The 17,238-nt window shown below is 42.2% G+C and carries 10 protein-coding genes; 4 read left to right on the forward strand and 6 right to left on the reverse strand.

Annotation, left to right across the window (positions count from 1 at the left end):
• Positions 1-123: 123 nt before the first annotated feature.
• Together ppc and GGR21_RS13060 are read right to left on the reverse strand one after the other, a co-directional pair.
• Positions 124-2,763: a phosphoenolpyruvate carboxylase gene (gene ppc / locus GGR21_RS13055; protein ID WP_183307679.1), complete on the reverse strand. Its 2,640-nt coding sequence runs from the start codon at positions 2,761-2,763 to the stop codon at positions 124-126.
• A gap of 144 nt (positions 2,764-2,907) precedes the next feature.
• Positions 2,908-4,638, reverse strand: a complete 1,731-nt coding sequence (locus GGR21_RS13060) for a phosphoenolpyruvate carboxykinase (ATP) (protein WP_183307680.1) — start codon at positions 4,636-4,638, stop codon at positions 2,908-2,910.
• 579 nt (positions 4,639-5,217) lie between these two features.
• Here GGR21_RS13060 and GGR21_RS13065 point away from each other — a divergent pair.
• Both GGR21_RS13065 and GGR21_RS13070 read left to right on the forward strand, forming a co-directional pair.
• A complete protein-coding gene (locus tag GGR21_RS13065; RefSeq protein ID WP_183307681.1) occupies positions 5,218-8,334 on the forward strand; it encodes a SusC/RagA family TonB-linked outer membrane protein in 3,117 nt (1,038 codons plus the stop codon).
• Positions 8,335-8,354: 20 nt separating this feature from the next.
• Positions 8,355-9,890, forward strand: a complete 1,536-nt coding sequence (locus GGR21_RS13070) for a RagB/SusD family nutrient uptake outer membrane protein (RefSeq protein WP_183307682.1) — start codon at positions 8,355-8,357, stop codon at positions 9,888-9,890.
• Positions 9,891-9,949: 59 nt separating this feature from the next.
• Here GGR21_RS13070 and GGR21_RS13075 read toward each other — a convergent pair whose 3' ends face one another.
• Genes GGR21_RS13075 through GGR21_RS13085 form a run of 3 tightly spaced genes read right to left on the reverse strand, consistent with a single transcriptional unit; the run spans position 9,950 to position 12,671 of the window.
• Positions 9,950-10,456 (reverse strand): DUF2867 domain-containing protein, encoded by a 507-nt coding sequence (locus GGR21_RS13075; protein ID WP_183307683.1) that lies wholly within the window; start codon positions 10,454-10,456, stop codon positions 9,950-9,952.
• 4 nt (positions 10,457-10,460) lie between these two features.
• Entirely contained in the window at positions 10,461-11,552 is a 1,092-nt protein-coding gene (locus GGR21_RS13080; RefSeq protein ID WP_183307684.1) for a hypothetical protein, read from the reverse strand.
• 3 nt (positions 11,553-11,555) lie between these two features.
• Positions 11,556-12,671 (reverse strand): SPFH domain-containing protein, encoded by a 1,116-nt coding sequence (locus GGR21_RS13085; protein WP_183307685.1) that lies wholly within the window; start codon positions 12,669-12,671, stop codon positions 11,556-11,558.
• A gap of 227 nt (positions 12,672-12,898) precedes the next feature.
• Between GGR21_RS13085 and GGR21_RS13090 the strand changes: the two genes are divergently transcribed.
• On the forward strand, positions 12,899-13,096 hold the full coding sequence (locus tag GGR21_RS13090) for a hypothetical protein (RefSeq protein WP_183307686.1): 198 nt from the start codon (positions 12,899-12,901) through the stop codon (positions 13,094-13,096).
• A gap of 574 nt (positions 13,097-13,670) precedes the next feature.
• Entirely contained in the window at positions 13,671-14,819 is a 1,149-nt protein-coding gene (locus tag GGR21_RS13095) for a glycerate kinase family protein (RefSeq protein ID WP_183307687.1), read from the forward strand.
• 119 nt (positions 14,820-14,938) lie between these two features.
• On the opposite strand, the gene GGR21_RS13100 is transcribed toward GGR21_RS13095, so the two are convergent.
• A complete protein-coding gene (locus GGR21_RS13100) occupies positions 14,939-17,146 on the reverse strand; it encodes an alpha-N-acetylglucosaminidase (RefSeq protein WP_183307688.1) in 2,208 nt (735 codons plus the stop codon).
• Between the last annotated feature and the right edge of the window lie 92 nt (positions 17,147-17,238).

Consider the following 17,238-nt stretch of genomic DNA (forward strand, 5'->3'; position numbering starts at 1 on the left):
ATTAAGAATTAAAAATGAAGAATAATTTTTTTCCTCTCATCATAGGTTCTGCCGATTCTTCGAAACAACGTTCGGCGTTAGCCAATTCATAACTCATAATTTATAACTTATAATTCTTTTACATCATCCTGTATTACGCATTCCTGCAGCAATACCCGATATGGTAATCATTAGTGCCAGTTCAAGTTCTGAAGAATGTTCTTCTTCTTTTCTTGTCCTGTGCAATAATTCTACCTGCAACAGATTCAACGGATTCGTATAGATATTACGCATCGCTATATTTTCTGCTACATCAGGCAAGGCTTCCATCAGGAATTCATCTTCGGAAATGCGTAAGATCGTTTTGATATCGCTTTCCAGCTGGCTTCTCAACTTCTTACCCAGATGAAGCAGGCTGTTGTCTACCAAACGTTCATCATAATATTCTGCCATCCGCAAGTCGGCTTTTGCAAAGACCATTTCAAGCATACTGATGCGTGTGCCAAAGAAAGGCCAGTCTTTGTACATCGTTTTCAGGGTTTCCATTTTCCCATTATCGATGGTTTCCTGCAGAGCCTGCCCTGCACCCAGCCACGCCGGAAGCATAAGACGGTTTTGTGTCCAGCCGAATATCCAAGGAATTGCACGAAGGCTTTCTACTCCTCCGTTCGGACGGCGTTTCGCCGGGCGCGAACCAAGCGGCAGACGTGCCAGTTCGGCTTCGGGTGTCGCCTGATAGAAATACGGGATAAAATCTTCATCGCCCCGCACTATGCCCTGATATATCTTACATGAAATGCCAGACAACTCGTCCATCAGCTCTCTCCATTCCTGTTTTGGCGCAGGAGGTGGAAGTAGGTTAGCTTCGAGTATAGCGTCGGTATATAATGATAATGTTTTGATCGCCAGATCGGGTAGTCCCAGTTTGAAACGGATCATTTCTCCTTGTTCAGTAACACGGAGCCCACCTTTCAATGATCCCGGAGGTTGTGAGAACAATGCCACTTTGGCGGGACCGCCACCACGGCCAACAGTTCCTCCCCGTCCATGGAAAAGCGTAAGGGCAATCCCGGCCTCTCCACAAGTTTTTATCAGAGCTTCCTGTGCCCTGTATTGTGCCCATCCTGCGGCAAGCGATCCGGCATCTTTAGCCGAATCGGAGTAGCCTATCATTATCATTTGCTTACCTTCGATAACTCCTCTATACCAGCTGATATTGAATAGTTGGCGCATGATATCGTTGGCATTGTTCAAGTCATTCAAAGTCTCGAACAATGGTGTTACAGGCAAAGTATAAGGGCATTCCGCTTCCTTAAGAAGCAGGTACACAGCCATGATATCAGACGGCGTGCGTGTCATCGATATCACGTAAGTGGGAATAACTCCTTTTGGTGTTTCTGCAATGACCTGGCAGGTGTCCAGCACTTCTTTTGTTTGCGGACTAGGTTGCCAGTTATGAGGTATAAGCGGACGCTTCGAGTTAAGCTCTTTGATAAGGAAAGCTTGTTTTTCGTCTTCGTTCCATGTTTCATAATCACCTAGACCCAGGTAGCGGGTTATCTCTGATAAGGCTTCCGTATGAACCGTGCTTTCCTGACGGATATCTACCTGCACCAGTGTCAGTCCGAAACAACGTACACGGCGCATGGTATCCAGCAACTTATCTTCAGCAATTATCTCCATTTTGCACTCTACAAGCGATTTGTAGCACTCATGTAAAGGTTCCCATATCTGTTCGTTATGAATAAGTATATCTTCTGTCAACTCAGGATTTTTACCTTCAATCTTTCCATCCAGATAGGTGATTGTTTTTTTCAGCTTAGAGCGCAGCCTTTTCATTAGTTCCCTGTATGGCTCCTGTACCTCATAGTCGTTGATGTAATCGCGAAGTTCTTTGGTACATGCTGCCATAGAAAGTTCCTTCACCAGTATTTCAATGTCTTCAAGAAATAGCTTGGCAGCTCTTTTACGGCTATCGAACAATATATCATGCGTTACTTTTGCCGTTACATTAGGATTTCCGTCACGGTCTCCCCCCATCCATGATGAGAAATGTATCGGACGGGCATCGATCGGCAACTTATAAGGAATTGTATTCCTTATCTGTTCGTCAAGTTCACGTATAAATGCAGGTACAGCCACCCAAAGGCTATTCTCTATAGCATCGTACCCCCATTTGGCTTCTTCATTCGGCGTAGGACGGTTCTGTCTTATTTCGTCAGTGTACCAATACTGGGCCACGAGTTGTTTAAGCCTCCTTAGTATTTGCGTTTTCTGATGGTCGGCCAGGTCATCATGATCGAGCATCCCCAGGCAATGATCTACCTGATTGAGGTTGTTGATCAGCGAACGTCTGTTGATCTCGGTGGGATGGGCTGTCAATACAAGATCGATAGATATGTTTTCTATCTCCTTTATGATATCACCATCACTTAATCCGGCATCTTTCAGTTTTGCATATATTTTAGGGAAATCAACAGGATTTTCCGATCCCTGAGCATGCGGCGATACACTATTGTATTGTTCTGCTGTATTTGTCAGATTCAGGAACTGGTTGAATGCCCTGGCCACCGGAAGAAATTGCCCGTCATTAAGATTTTGCAATGTCTTAACCAATGATTTATGGGCTTCGATGTCTCCTGAATGTGATGCTTTGGATAGTCGTCGTACGGTTTCGACAAGGTCTACCACATCCTGCCCTTTGGCATCGCCTATGGTTTTACCCAGCAGATCGCCCAAAAGCTTGATGTTGTTATGCATCAACGATTGTTGCAAATTATTCATATTATATCGTTAATTATTGTTTTATCAGATAAGTACACAATATAAAACGTTAAAAACAGTCGAATGTTCATTATTTCAAGACAATCTTCCTTACCGGGATGATAAGAAAGATCGTCATAGTGCCTTTATTTTCTGTAATAATGATTATTCATTTATCAAAGTAAACAATTCTTCTGCAGCCATTTGAGGGCCATCTTTACTATGTCCTTCTATAGCCAGGGAAGTATGTATTTCGCCTATTTTCACTCCATTTTTATTCATATCAGTGAAGTATTGCTTTATCAGTTTTCCTGCCGGCTCTTTTTCCTGTACAGGGCCAAACGGATTGGCGAAGTATGATGTCACAAGTCCTTTTTCGGTTGTTGTACCTTTGGCTTTGCGCGCACCGGCTTCGAAAACGGTGATCGCCTCATCCAGATTGTCGAAGAATTTAATCTTCTGCTCTGTCTCGGTATAATTATTGGCATAAAGGAAGTAATCCACTTTATATCCTTTCATTATCACGTCGTAGGTCGCAGCTGGTATGGTGATACGGGCATTTACTTTGTCAGGATTGGTATAGATACCTCTTTCCAATTGCTGGAACGCATACATTGGATCGAGGTCATCGATACGGACAAATGCACCGATCTCTGTACCATAGCCCTTAATGGTGCCGTCTTCTTCTTTCTTTAGGTATCCCATATCATCGAATACAATACGCATATGACGGATATATTTTTCGTTCAGTGTACGGAAGGCTTCGAGGCTTTCCGATTTTCCGGCACCGCTGTCTCCCATGATAATGATATTGGCTTCCTTACCGTTTTTGAGGAGGATATTTACCATCGCTCCGTGGATAGGAAGACATCCGTACTCCATTTGCTTCACATTGTGGAGGGTCAGCAACATCTTTTTCATGTAACCGAAATAGTCTATGTCGTCACAATGATTGGCATAACCGATCAGTATGTTGTTAACTTTATCTTTGTAGTAGAATGTACGTTTTTCTTCATGTCCGTCAGGATAACCGAATACATAAATGATATCCGGTTTTTTACCGATATATTCGCTTTCCTTTGCCAGTTCGAACAGGTTGGACAGGGCAAATCCGTGTACCATAAAGTCTTTATGGAAATAAACAAAAGTAAGCATATTACCTACTTTAGCAGGATAAAGGAACCAGTCATCTTCGTTCAAGACAATGTTTTCTATCGGATTTGTTTGATGCTCCTGGAATATGCCGTCGCGGGTATTCCTTTTTGTGTAAGAAATAAAAGGCGGCTTAAACATGGCAGCTGTAATAAACGGTATAGCTGACAGACCGTTGTATTCAACAGGGCAGTTCCAGTTGATATCGCTAAGTGTAAGCGCTGCATTTGCTCCGGCTGTAAGCTGACGGTATACCCTGTGCTGATAGCCCATAACTGTTTCTTCGACACGGCGGTAGATAGACAGAACCAGTTCGTTGAAAAGTTCGTTAGCCTGCATGAAACGCACATTCTGCAAACCGTTTCCTATCTCGCTGTTATGTACAATAGCATATCTTTCAAGACTTCTCCAGAATGTGTAAAGAAGTTCGATCAGTTCGATGAACATATCTTTGTCATTGAAGAATATGGCATATTTATTATGTACATTTTTTATTTCGTTGGGATTCAAAACTGTAAGTAGTTTGAATGCTTCAATAAGCGTTTTTTCAAACTCTTCATCGGTTTTAAATTCTTTCATGTAATATTCGTAAATGATGATCTCGTTTTTCTTCAATTTCTGAACAAAAACCTCGATTACCCTACGGAATCCGTAACTGTCTAGTATCTTCTGACGTGTATCGCAAAATTTAAGAGTGTAGTTGATTATTGCTTTCCCTTCGCTTAGCGTAAATTCTTGTAGCATGTCGATTCTTTTATTATATTATTGTTTACTTAATAATTCTTTTTTCTACTACTATTATTTCCTTAACTAACACTGTAGCATTAAAAACAACCAAAGTGCTTTATCTTTATGTCCGAACTCGCTTCAGACTACAGATACTTTCTAGCTTCAAATTTACACAATCTTGCTTATACATTTGAATGATTAAGCTACATATTTTATAATATTTTGTAAATTAAAAATAAGATTTTACTATTTTGTTGTTTTGTAGAGGCTTATCTTACTTTTATTTTTATACAATTTGAGCATAATACGAATTAACGGTTGATAAGGCAATTAACATCCCTAAAACTCAAAAGTAGTTAAGTTGCCAACAAACTTTAATAACCAGATAAATACGGCAAAGCTTTAGTATTTATCATTTTCGTCAGCCAAAGATGATCATTCTGACTTTCCCATACCATATTCACGGTATATAAATACCATATAAAAGGGATTTCACACCCTATCCGGTCATTATAATTTTGTAGCAAATATTATCGGTTTTTAACAGGATCAGTATTAAGTAAACGATTGTTGGTATAAAATTAATGAATTACTATGTGGAAATTGAAAAGAATCAAACTACTCTTATTATTTAATGTCTTTTTGTTGGCCGGGTTTGCGCAAGGAAGCGGCACCTATATAATAAAAGGACAAGTAACAGACGCATCCGGAACAGGACTACCGGGTGTAACTATCTATCTGAAAAGTGATATACGTACAGGAACCATAACCGATATAGACGGTAATTACAGTATTCCTGCAAAGAGAAATGACTATCTGGTTTACACCTTTGTCGGGTTCGAACAATATGAGGTACAAGTATTATCGGGTAATCCTATCAACGTTACATTGAAAGAAAACGAAACCGAACTGGACGAAGTTATAATAACAGTTCCTTACGGTACGGCCCGGAAATCGACTTTCACAGGTTCTGCGGGAGTTATAAGTGGCAATATAATAGAAAAATCGCAGGTAAGTAATGTATCGAAAGCTTTGCAAGGGACAGTTGCCGGTTTGCAATCATTTTCATCCACTGGGCAGCCTGGTTCGGACGCTACCATACGAATCAGAGGTATTGGCTCTGTCAATGCGTCCAGTTCTCCTCTCTATGTAGTAGACGGAGTCCCTTACGACGGAAGTTTGTCTTCTATCGCCTCATCAGATATAGAGTCTATATCTGTATTGAAAGACGCTGCTTCAGCCACATTGTACGGATCAAGGGCTGCCAATGGGGTTATCATGATCACAACCAAACAAGGACAAAAAGGAGAAGCTCCCACTGTGGAGCTTACGTCCAAATTTGGTTTCTCGGACAGAGCCCGCCGCGATTATGACCAACTAACAACAAACCAATATTTTGAACTATTCTGGGAGGCATTGCGAAATAACAGGCTCGACAATGGCTTAAACGCCGCTGATGCCGCCGCATACGCATCATCAAATATAGCTGGGATGATTGGTATAAACCCTTATGGAACAGGTAATCCCGAACCGGTAGGCCTCGACGGAAAACTAAAGGCAGGGCTTAACCCCTTGTGGAATGACGATTGGAATGACGCACTCTCTCAAAATGCGCACTATACAGATATCAATGTAAAAGTTAGCGGGGGAAGCAGTAATTCCAAATATTACGTATCGGCAGGCTACCTTGACGACCAGGGAGCAGTGATAGAATCCGGATTTAAACGCTATACACTCAGAGCCAATATATCTTCGGATATAAAGAAGTGGTTGCAAATAGGAGTAAATGTATCAGGCACGCATTCCGTTCAGGACTATCCGAAACAAGACGACTCGGCTATCTCTAATGTAATCTTGTTCGGACGGGCTGTACCATCGTTCTATCCGGTATATGAGCGCGATCTGGCAACAGGAGCATACTTAACCGATCCTGAAACAGGGGAGCGTATATTTGACTACGGGGCATACCGGGCAACCTCCTATGCACGCTACAATCTACTTGGTTCCATGCCGCATGATCTTAACCGTATCAAACGAGATGCCGCATCTATCAGAGGATATATCCAAATAGAGCCGGTAAAAGACCTTACACTGCGATCTTCGGTCAATATTGACTACAATAGCCGTTTCGATCATTATTATACAAACCCTACATATGGCCCCAGCGCCGTATCGGGAGGTAGTGTAAGCAAATCGAATACACGTACGACAGGGACAACTATCAACAATGTAATCAATTATTCAAAAGATATAAACAGTGTGCATAAGATACATCTGCTTGCCGGACATGAATATTACGAGTTCAATACTTCCAACTTTGGCGGATCACGTCAGAAAGTAATTATGGATGGATTCTATGAACCGGACGCCGCCTCTTTGCTTAGTAGTTTCTATGGCAACAGTGACCAATACAAATTGCTGAGCTTCTTCGGAAGCGGTGAATATTCTTTCGATAACAGGTATTTCCTTTCTGCCTCGGTACGCTCCGACGGATCGTCACGCTTCCATCCTGATAAACGCTGGGGAACATTCTGGTCGGTTGGCGGTTCATGGAGATTGATTGAAGAGTCATTCCTGGTGAATGCCAAAAATACATGGTTATCTAACCTGATGCTAAGAACCAGCTATGGTGCGCAAGGAAACGATAATATCGGCTATTACGCCTATCAGGCACTCTATTCTATACAAAACAATCTGGGTGAATCAGGTCTGATCGCATCACGTCTGGCAACACCGGATCTGAGTTGGGAAACCAACCTGAACCTGAATATCGGTCTCGACTTCGGTTTCTTCAATAACCGTCTGAGTGGCTCGGTTGAATTCTTTGAGCGCAAATCAAAAGACTTGCTGTTCAGCAAAAACTTAGTTCCATCTTCCGGATTTTCATCTACAAGCCAGAATATAGGCGCCGTGAAAAACTACGGTTGGGAGTTCACTCTCGAAGGCTATCCGGTATCTACCAAAGACTGGAAATGGAAACTGTCGGCAAATGCTACTACATACAAAAATAAAATAACCTCCCTGCCATCGGCAGAAATGTGGAGTGGAACAAAAAAATGGGTAAAAGACGGCTCTCTTTACGATTTCTATCTGGTCGAATGGGCAGGAGTAAATCCGGAGAACGGCGAGCCTCAATGGTACAAATACAATGACGCAGGCGAAAAAATAATTACTGAAGATTATTCTTCCACAGCTACTAAGGACAGGGTAAAGAGTGGTTCTTCCTTACCCGACTTATCGGGAGGATTCCAGTCCGACCTATCGTTTAAAGGCTTCGAGTTGTCTGCCTTGTTCGCATATACAATAGGCGGTAAGATATACAATGGAGATAAACTATCGCTACAACATCAGGGATCGGCAGGCAGGACATGGAGTGTGGATATGCTCGACAGGTGGACTCCGGAGAACAGGGACACAGATATCCCTCGCCTGACAACAGAACCTAAAAGCTCCTGGACTAATCAATCTACCCGCTTTCTTGTAGATCGCTCATACCTGCGCCTAAAGACTGTAACACTCTCATATACATTCCCTAAAAGTTGGTTGATTCCGGTTGGAGTGAAAAATGCGAATATATTTGTACAAGCTGAGAACCTGTTTACAATAACAAAAGAGCAAGGATTAGATCCCGAACAGACATTCGACGGAACAACTTATTACAGATATCCGACAATGAGAACGATCTCTTTCGGCCTGAACGTAAAACTATAACTATTAAAGAAGAATAAGCAATGAAACAGATTATCAAATATATATTTGCCGGAATACTCTCTATATCGTCGTTCACAGCCTGCGATCTGGATACAAACCCGACTACATCAGTCAACTCAGGAGCTGTGTTCAATACGACCAACGATGCCGAAAAAGTAATAATCGGAGCATGGTCGTACCTGATGGAAACATTCAACTCTTATGCAAACCCCGGATACGGAGCTATGTTGAGAGCCAACGATGCCATGAGTTCTGATGTTGTAGTGAATACACGCTATGGTTTCAGAGATCACTACACCTTTACTGCTATATATGGCAAGGGCGGAACTAATACATTGAGCTGGCTGCTGGCATACCGCATAATAAACAACGTCAACGGCGTTATTAAATACATTGACGGATCCACAGGCAGTCAGGAAGAAAAGAACAGAATCAAAGGACAGGCTTATGCCTTGCGTGGATTCATGTACCTGCATCTGGCATCAAGTTATTCTTTTGCTATTGACAAAGATCCCGACGCCGTGTGCGCCCCGATCTATACAGAACCTTCGGATGCGAGTACAGAAGGCAAACCTGCAGCCAGTGTAAGCGAAGTATATGCTCAATCTATCAGCGATCTCGAAGAAGCTCTAAAACTTATACCTGCAAACTATTCCCGTACATCAAAGTATAAAGTAGATACACAGGTGGTTCTTGGATTGTTGTCCCGGGCTGCACTCTATTCCCGTGATTGGGAAAAGGCCGAAGACTATTCGGATCAACTATTGGCTCTGAATGATTATCTGATGGGAGAAAGTGAGTATAAATCGGGCTTCAACAGCGTAGATAACAAAGAATGGATATGGGGACACCCTCAAACAGCAGATCAAAGCGATGCCAGCTACCAGTTCCATTATCTGGACGTAACCACAAACGGAAGTTATTACTTCAGTTTCAATGCCGATCCTTATTTCCGCGATTACTTCAACGATGGCGATTACAGGAAAGACCTGATCTTTTGGGCTACCGATCCGGGAAAAGACCCTGCCAGCGAAGCTTTTGTGTGGATGCGCTATGCTAAGTTCAAGTTCAGGGAAGATTTCACCGGAGATATTGTACTGATGCGAACATCCGAGATTTACCTGATCAACGCAGAGGCAAAAGCCAGACTGAATGATGCCGGAGCAATAACCATACTCAATGATCTGAAATCGGCCAGAGGTGCCACAACCGTATCGGGATTGACCGGACAGGACTTGTTAGATGCGATCTGGCTGGAACGCCGCAAGGAACTTTTCGGAGAAGGTTTTGGACTGATAGATATCATCCGCAACCAACAAAATGTGGTAAGGGAAAATTATCCTCAAACGCCCAAGATAGACTATACTTACAAAGACGGAAATGGGGCAGAACAAACTGTCGCTATAACTCCACAGGGACACCGTATCTTTAACTTCCCTGATAAGAGTGAGTTTGTCGTAAACAGCAAGTATTATTTATACCGTATACCAGACTCTGAGGAACTGGCCAATACCAATATATACAGTGTACATCCTAAGTTGAGTATATACAATTAATGCATGTAGTTACTATTTGTCTGGAGGTTCTGAAAACCGATAATGGAAAAAGATAGAGTTCATTTACCTGTCAGCCTTTCCATCGTGCTTTTCAGCAACCTCCTTACAACAATATGATGGAACGGGTATATGGTGTAAAAATACATATACCCTATCTTTTTATGAAAACTTACTAAAGTCGTGGCATATACGTTTCTACGGCCTTCTATATAGACAGAGATATAAGCCGTAAGATGTTTATCCGTCAACTTAAGGATTGTTTCATCATGCGACTTTCCGGGTACGGATACCATTCCGGCTTCACCTCCTGTCCTTATACATCTTTCCAAATCGGCAAATTTAGATTCTTCTTCTGTTTTCAGGCCTAAAGGTTTAACCAACAGGTTTCGTAGTTTGAATAAATTGTCTACCCATTTAGGCATTGCAGTCCAAAAAGAAACCATAATATCATCGGGGGTTATATCTTTCAAATCATCCACCTGACAAACATATACATCCGAATAATCAACCGGCAGATAACCTTCTGTCAAAGACCCTGACGGTATATTCCCTTTACAAACTTTCATACTTTCAACTTTGAGTATTTATAAACCATATAAAAGCTGCCAATGCTATCAGTCCGGCAATTACAGCAAAAGTTATTTTCACCGCACTATATGGACGGTCGCCCGTAGTACGGCCTGTACGTCCATTTACAAAAAAGTGGTATAGCTTATTCTTATAGGTATAGGACGACATATACACAGGCAATAATATCAGTTTGAATTTTATATCACTTATCCTTGTCCGTTTCGAATCGATCTGTTGCCTGTCCCCGCCGATATCCCTTCTGATAGCGTAATCTATTTCCGATTCCATCATCTGCTTGGCATATTCGTAGCCATCTGTCATATTCATCACATACTTTTCTGTGATGAAGCCGCTGAGGAAACGGTTATCGGCTTCCACCATATTCATCGTGTCCCAGTTATGGATCTTATTCATTATTGCCATGGGGATCATCCGTGAAGCTGTCACGAGTATATCATCGAAAAACAGGGATATGTGGCCACTACGATACGACCAGCGCGTGCGTGTGACAGTACGCCTGTTTTTACCGGAACCAACGGTAGTGGTATAAGTGTCGCCCCTTTGCCCGGTATAATCTGTTTCGGTCTGGGCATCATATGTCCAGCATGGAATATATACACCTTGTTTTTTAGCAGAAAGCAAGGCCATTTTTTTCAATTTATTAGGTGCAAACCATAAAGATTTGATCCATGAGTTCATATGAAGCTGCATCTCGTTATCAGCAAGCTTGAACGGCAACAGATAAGACGGCTGAATAAGCCGCTCTTCGTGCACATTCGATTCTACAAAAGGGGTATTGCAATAAGGACATGCCGCCGATTTCAGATTCTCTTCAAAATTAGATTCCGCACCGCATTTACTACACGAAATAACTTTAGTCGTGGAAGAAACCAGCTTCTCTACATTTTGAGCATATTGCTCAAAATCAAGCTCTTCAACTTCATCCACAACTTTGGCATCAATAGGTGTATCAACCCCACAGTAATCGCAATGAAGAAAGTTTGTTCCCGGCTTATATTTCAGAGGAGCACCACAATTCGAGCACTGGTATGAATCACTCCCCAGAGGTATATTTTCTGTTAGTCCGGACATTTATCAATCTTGTTTTGGAATCGGAGGAGGTGTCATTGTCCACAAATCCTGCAAATCGGTTTGGCCTCCGGCCAATACCCAATCAGACATTCCTTGTTTCCACACCAATGTTTCCCTTGTAAGCACACTTCTGGCAGCAAGATCTTTCATACTGTTCTTATCAAATGGCCCGGCCTGTTTTCCGTCTATTACAACATAATATGCTACCGTACCCGGTATTGGAGGAGGTGTCTGTGCATTCTGATTGGTTTGATTATTCTGCGCCTGTCCGGCCATAGCCTGAGTCATCTGATTGGCCATTGCCATACCTGCCCCCAGACCGATACCCATTCCGGCTGTTCCCGATGGGTTTTCCGCAGCGGCCTCCAGCGATTTGGCTGCTTTCAGTTTCATCAGCTTATCCAGATCGATCTTATCCAGGCGGCTAAGTTCGAATATCTCTTTCTTAACTTCTTCCGGCATCGATACGTTCTCGATCAGGAATTTGGTAACGTCCATACCATAAGCCGCAAAATCATCTTTCATATAACCAAAAATGGCTGCTGAAAGCTCGTTGAGGTTGGCCGCATACGATTCTATTGGCAAGTTAGTTTCTCCGACAGAATCGCTGAAACGGGTTACTATGATACTTTTCAGCTGCTCCTGGATATGTTCGGTCGTGAAAGTCTGGTTAGTACCTACGATTTCACGGATAAACACCGGAGCGTCAGTTATTTTGAATGAGTAAATACCGAATGCTCTGATCTCTACCATGCCGAAACGGCTATCATTGAGTATCAGGGCATTTTTAGTTCCCCATTTCTGATCGATAAAATTCTTCGTACTTACAAAGTAGACCTCTGCCTTGAACGGGCTGTTAAAACCATATTTCCATCCTTGTAATGTACTAAGGATAGGAAGGTTCTGTGTATTCAGGTTATATGTTCCCGGAGAGAAAGTATCGGCTATCTGGCCTTCATTCACAAAAACAGCCATCTGGCCTTCACGCACGATCAGTTTGGCATTGTTCTTTATCTCATTATTGTGGCGTTCGAACCGGTATACTATCGTATCCTGCGTATTATCAAGAAATTCGATAATATCTATCAGTTCGCCTTTCAGTTTATTCCAAAAGCTCATAACTCTATTATATTTTATTTGTTAGTAATAATCTTTCAAATATAAGTCATTTTCAGTTATCGGTTAACAAAAAACATGCAAATCTTATCGGTTTTAGGCAACTAACCACCGGCTTATAGTCATAAGTTTTTTCCATTTCACGCCGAAGAAGAATAATTAATAACGCGGATCAGTAGTTAAATTTAATTGTTCTATTATTTTTTACTACGCGCAATCAAAGATTGCTTGTGTTCCTTTTGCCCAAAGCCGCAAAAGGAACCAAAAACGCTTTGGTGGCTCATCCTCCGTGCGACCCGTTACAGGCTCACGGGCTAAATGGAAAGATTGTCCTGCGGACGCTTCCCATTTCACGCCCCTTTCGCCTGACGGGTGCCCCGCACTTCGGACTAATGCCACCGGGCGGACGCCTGACAAGGGTGTGGTAACCTTTGTCGCCGCATTGCGACTCCGGCATACGTTCCGCAGGCGGGGCACCCAATCCGGCAGTGAAGGCGTAGAACAAAAAGCTGTTCGAGCTTACACGTAAGATTCGTATTTAGCCCTGCTGATGAGCGAGTTCTTTTTGTTCAGCCGCAACGCCGGTTTTGGGTCGCCGGAGGAATGAAGCCTTGATTTTTTGTAACTTTTGTATCAAGACAAAAGTTGAGAAAACAAGCCGACAGGCGCGTTAGTAAAATAGAACAATTAAATTTAACTACTGATTCGCATTAACAACCGGATTCTTATATTTTCAAATATCTTAGTATTATAGAATTCTCCAATTAACACAATTTCAGATTTTTGTTTGAAAAAACCAATCCGGATAAAGAGTTTTTTCTTATTTTTAATTGCTTTTGCAGAGATCAGTTCAAGGCTGGATCATATCAAAATTTTCAGTGATTTTTTATCAGGATTTCAGATAACATCTTGTAATCCGATTCAGAAAAACATAAACAGAAAAGACACTAAAATATAAGACTTCTATAAAAATAAAAATAGAATATTAAAAGACAGTATATTATGAAAAAACCGGTATTTGTATTAGCACCCGATTCGTTTAAAGGTTCGTTAACCGCCGGACAGGTTTGCCTGGCAATGGAACGAGGAATAAAAAAAGTGATGCCCGACGCAGAATGTATTAAAGTTCCCATGGCCGATGGAGGAGAAGGCACCGTACAATCACTTGTCGACGCAACCGGGGGTAAGATATATGAGCTGGAAGTTACCGGGCCTTTAGGCACACCAGTGATGGCTAAATATGGAATAATGGGAGACGGAAAAACCGCTGCTATCGAAATGGCTTCGGCCAGCGGTATTCATTTTGTAAATAAGGATACACGAAACCCACTTATCACTACGACTTACGGAACAGGTGAATTAGTAAAGGCATGTCTGGATAAGGGTATCAAGAAAATCATACTGGGAATCGGAGGTAGTGCGACAAATGACGGAGGAGCAGGTTTCGCACAAGCTTTGGGTGTAAGGTTTTTAGATAATCAGGGAAAAGAGTTACCTTCGGGAGGCGCAGCATTAAAGAATTTATCCGTAATAGATATTTCAGCTATTGACTCCCGCCTTCGGGACGTGGATATCGAAGTAGCCTGTGATGTAACCAATCCTCTTTGCGGAGAGACGGGTGCGTCTTATGTGTTCAGCCCACAAAAAGGTGCGACACCCGATATGGTCATTGAACTTGACAATGCTTTGGAGCATTATGCCGAAATGATAAAGATGCAACTATTAAAAGACGTAAAAAATGTTCCCGGGGCTGGAGCTGCCGGAGGCTTAGGCGCCGGATTGCTGACTTTTGCCAATGCCCGTCTTGAAAAAGGAGTAGAGATTATTATCAGCTATACAAACCTGCGGGAAATAGTAAAGAAAGCCAATATTGTATTCACTGGTGAAGGAGGTATCGATTTCCAGACCCAATACGGAAAAACGCCTTATGGCGTGGCAAAAGTAGCCAAAGAAGAGGGTAAAAGTGTAATAGCCATAGCCGGATATATAGGAAAAGGAGTTGAACAACTATACTCTTTCGGGTTTGACGCTATCTTAGGTATTATGCCGGGAGTGATGACAATGGAAGAGGCCATTGAGTCTGCGTCTGATAATGTGGAGAGGACAATTGAGAATATAGTAAGAATATTGAAACTGAACAATGCAGATTGAGTGTAAATATACACTTGCCTGATCGCCCTATAATATATACAGTGAAAAGAAGTCTCTTTCCACTGTATATATCAAAATAAAAATTCTGCTAAAATCAACAATGCTTAACAAACTAAACTCTATTCGTTTTCGGTTTTATTTATTCTGTCGGCATACTTATTCATTAGCTCACAGACAACATCTACTGCCGGGATGGAATGATCGTAGACAGGCATAGGCTTTGTCGATTTAGCCCATTGTCTTTCATATATATCCAGTTCTTTCACAAAAGCTTTTTCATCAAATTTACGCCCGGCTTTTACATTGCTGATTACCTTATCTGTAAACATCTTCCAACGTGGCGCATAATAGGTAGACGTCAATCCCGCCCATGACCGGCGGGCATAATCGACCAAACGGTCGGTATCGCCCCATACAGAAAGAAGTGTACGGGCATTTCCTTCATAGAAATTCTTCGAAATATCATCTTTACCCATCGCACGGGCATCACCGATCCATTTCTCCAGAGAGAATGAAGGATGGTATGACAACATCATATCCATGTCGTAAAGCAATGCCTGTAATTCTGTTGCCTTCTGCTCCATTAACGGAACTTCCTTTTTAAGATATGCCTGAGTAAACTCTTTCCTTATTTCTACTGAATAATTGTCAAGCACTTGCCTTCCCACATTAATCACGTCGAATATGTAAGATTCCCGGTCAATAGATTTATCTCTCAGCAAGTTTTGCCAGACCAGTAACAACGCTTTGTTATCGTAACCTATTTTCACATGCGAATTATCGAATCCCTCACCAGCAAATGTGGGGCGTATAGCTGCTGTTCCATACCGTGTATGTACTCCCTGGATATATATTTTATTGTACATATCGCGCCATGCCTTGCGCACAGGTTCACTTTGTTTTCCTATGCGCCTGTCAGCCAGCTTCTGAATCCACAATTCATCCGAAACATTGTAGTTCCATGCTTTCTCCAAAACATATTCATACATGAACGGATTGATATCCAAGCCTTCGAGAGTACATCCTAGGCCGGCAAAGTTATCTCCACCAGATTTATAAACATTCCTGATCTTTTCGCCTGTTTCTTTCAGATTGCCGATCAGTGTGGTATTTTCTCCGAAATTGCCGAGATAGCACCAGATAAACGGCCTGCCGTGATAACTGTCCGTACGCTTCCAGACTTCAGTATTATCGCAATAATAATCGAGCAGCAACATTTTGTCAGATGGTGGAGCGGTTATATATGATTCTATACGGTCGTCTGTCCATTTCTTCTGGGCGAAGTAGAACAGCCAGGTCATTTGCAGCCAGACTGCATCCTTATCCACCGCTTCTATCGACTTATACATATTTCCGGAATATGAAGCCAATGAATCGAGTCTCCAACTGGGCGGATCGATTTCATTGAACGGATCGATGCCATAAATATGATCTGTGCCGAACAAACGGGTCTGCTCTTGAAGATAATCCTTCTGGATAGTAGCAAACAACGGATCAAGAGGATCGAGGAAGTGACATCTGTACTGATCTCCAAAACGAGCCCAATATTTTACCTGGGTCATCTTCAGGTCGGGGTAAATACGTTTGAGAGCAGGGGGTATGTGACCTGCAAAAGCCGGCAGTACGGGCTTCATATTGAATTGCCGTTCCCGGGCTACAATTTTCTTTTGTAGTTCTTCCTGATCATCCATCCATTCCTCGGGCAAAGGGCCTTGCCATGAATCGATATTAGCCATACGGTGCCACGGCAAATAAGCCGGACCGGTAAAATAATTCCTTATCTCGTCATCGGTCAGTCCCAATCTGAACCATACCCTATGCCATACTGATTCCTGCCCGGTTGTAGCTAACGGCATATTTACTCCATTAAGCGCCATCCAGTCGATGAAACGTTCCCACTGTTCCCACTTCCACCACGGCATAGAGTATCCGAAAGTACAATAATTGAGAAAAAAGCGGTTGGCCGTTCTGGCTTCTATCCGCACTTTTGCCGGAACAGGCGGTAGCTTATCCGGCATACGGATGGAATCGTATGAATGCCACGAGACTGTTGTAAGACAATAGTATTTAAGATAGTGATTCAATCCTACGGCCATTGAATTCTCATTATTTCCCCGGATCACAATATTTCTGTTGGAAGACTCAACTTCGAATACATCGATAGTATCTTCCTGTAAAACTTCGAACAGAAATTTGTCAGCATGAGCCGGGATCAGACGGATCACCATAGAGCGCATCACTTCATTATCCTTATTGTCCGTACAGGAAACATGGAACAACATCAGAGACAATAGAAAGATAACAATAGATATATTCAAATACTTCATATAAGATATATTTAATCAGGCAACAGCAAACTTATCGACAATGGTATTGCCGTTACCAATTCAGTTCTCTTAAAAAATCTGATTAGAAAAGA

It is taken from the genome of Dysgonomonas hofstadii (assembly GCF_014196915.1).
Taxonomy (GTDB): domain Bacteria; phylum Bacteroidota; class Bacteroidia; order Bacteroidales; family Dysgonomonadaceae; genus Dysgonomonas; species Dysgonomonas hofstadii.

Excerpts from the sequence above, each read along its gene's own strand:
- GGR21_RS13060 (WP_183307680.1), bottom strand. The coding sequence starts at position 4,638 with ATGCTACAAGAATTTACGCTAAGCGAAGGGAAAGCAATAATCAACTAC.
- GGR21_RS13075 (WP_183307683.1), bottom strand. The coding sequence starts at position 10,456 with ATGAAAGTTTGTAAAGGGAATATACCGTCAGGGTCTTTGACAGAAGGT.
- GGR21_RS13080 (WP_183307684.1), bottom strand. The coding sequence starts at position 11,552 with ATGTCCGGACTAACAGAAAATATACCTCTGGGGAGTGATTCATACCAG.
- GGR21_RS13085 (WP_183307685.1), bottom strand. The coding sequence starts at position 12,671 with ATGAGCTTTTGGAATAAACTGAAAGGCGAACTGATAGATATTATCGAA.
- GGR21_RS13100 (WP_183307688.1), bottom strand. The coding sequence starts at position 17,146 with ATGAAGTATTTGAATATATCTATTGTTATCTTTCTATTGTCTCTGATG.
- GGR21_RS13065 (WP_183307681.1), top strand. The coding sequence starts at position 5,218 with ATGTGGAAATTGAAAAGAATCAAACTACTCTTATTATTTAATGTCTTT.
- ppc (WP_183307679.1), bottom strand. The coding sequence starts at position 2,763 with ATGAATAATTTGCAACAATCGTTGATGCATAACAACATCAAGCTTTTG.
- GGR21_RS13095 (WP_183307687.1), top strand. The coding sequence starts at position 13,671 with ATGAAAAAACCGGTATTTGTATTAGCACCCGATTCGTTTAAAGGTTCG.
- GGR21_RS13070 (WP_183307682.1), top strand. The coding sequence starts at position 8,355 with ATGAAACAGATTATCAAATATATATTTGCCGGAATACTCTCTATATCG.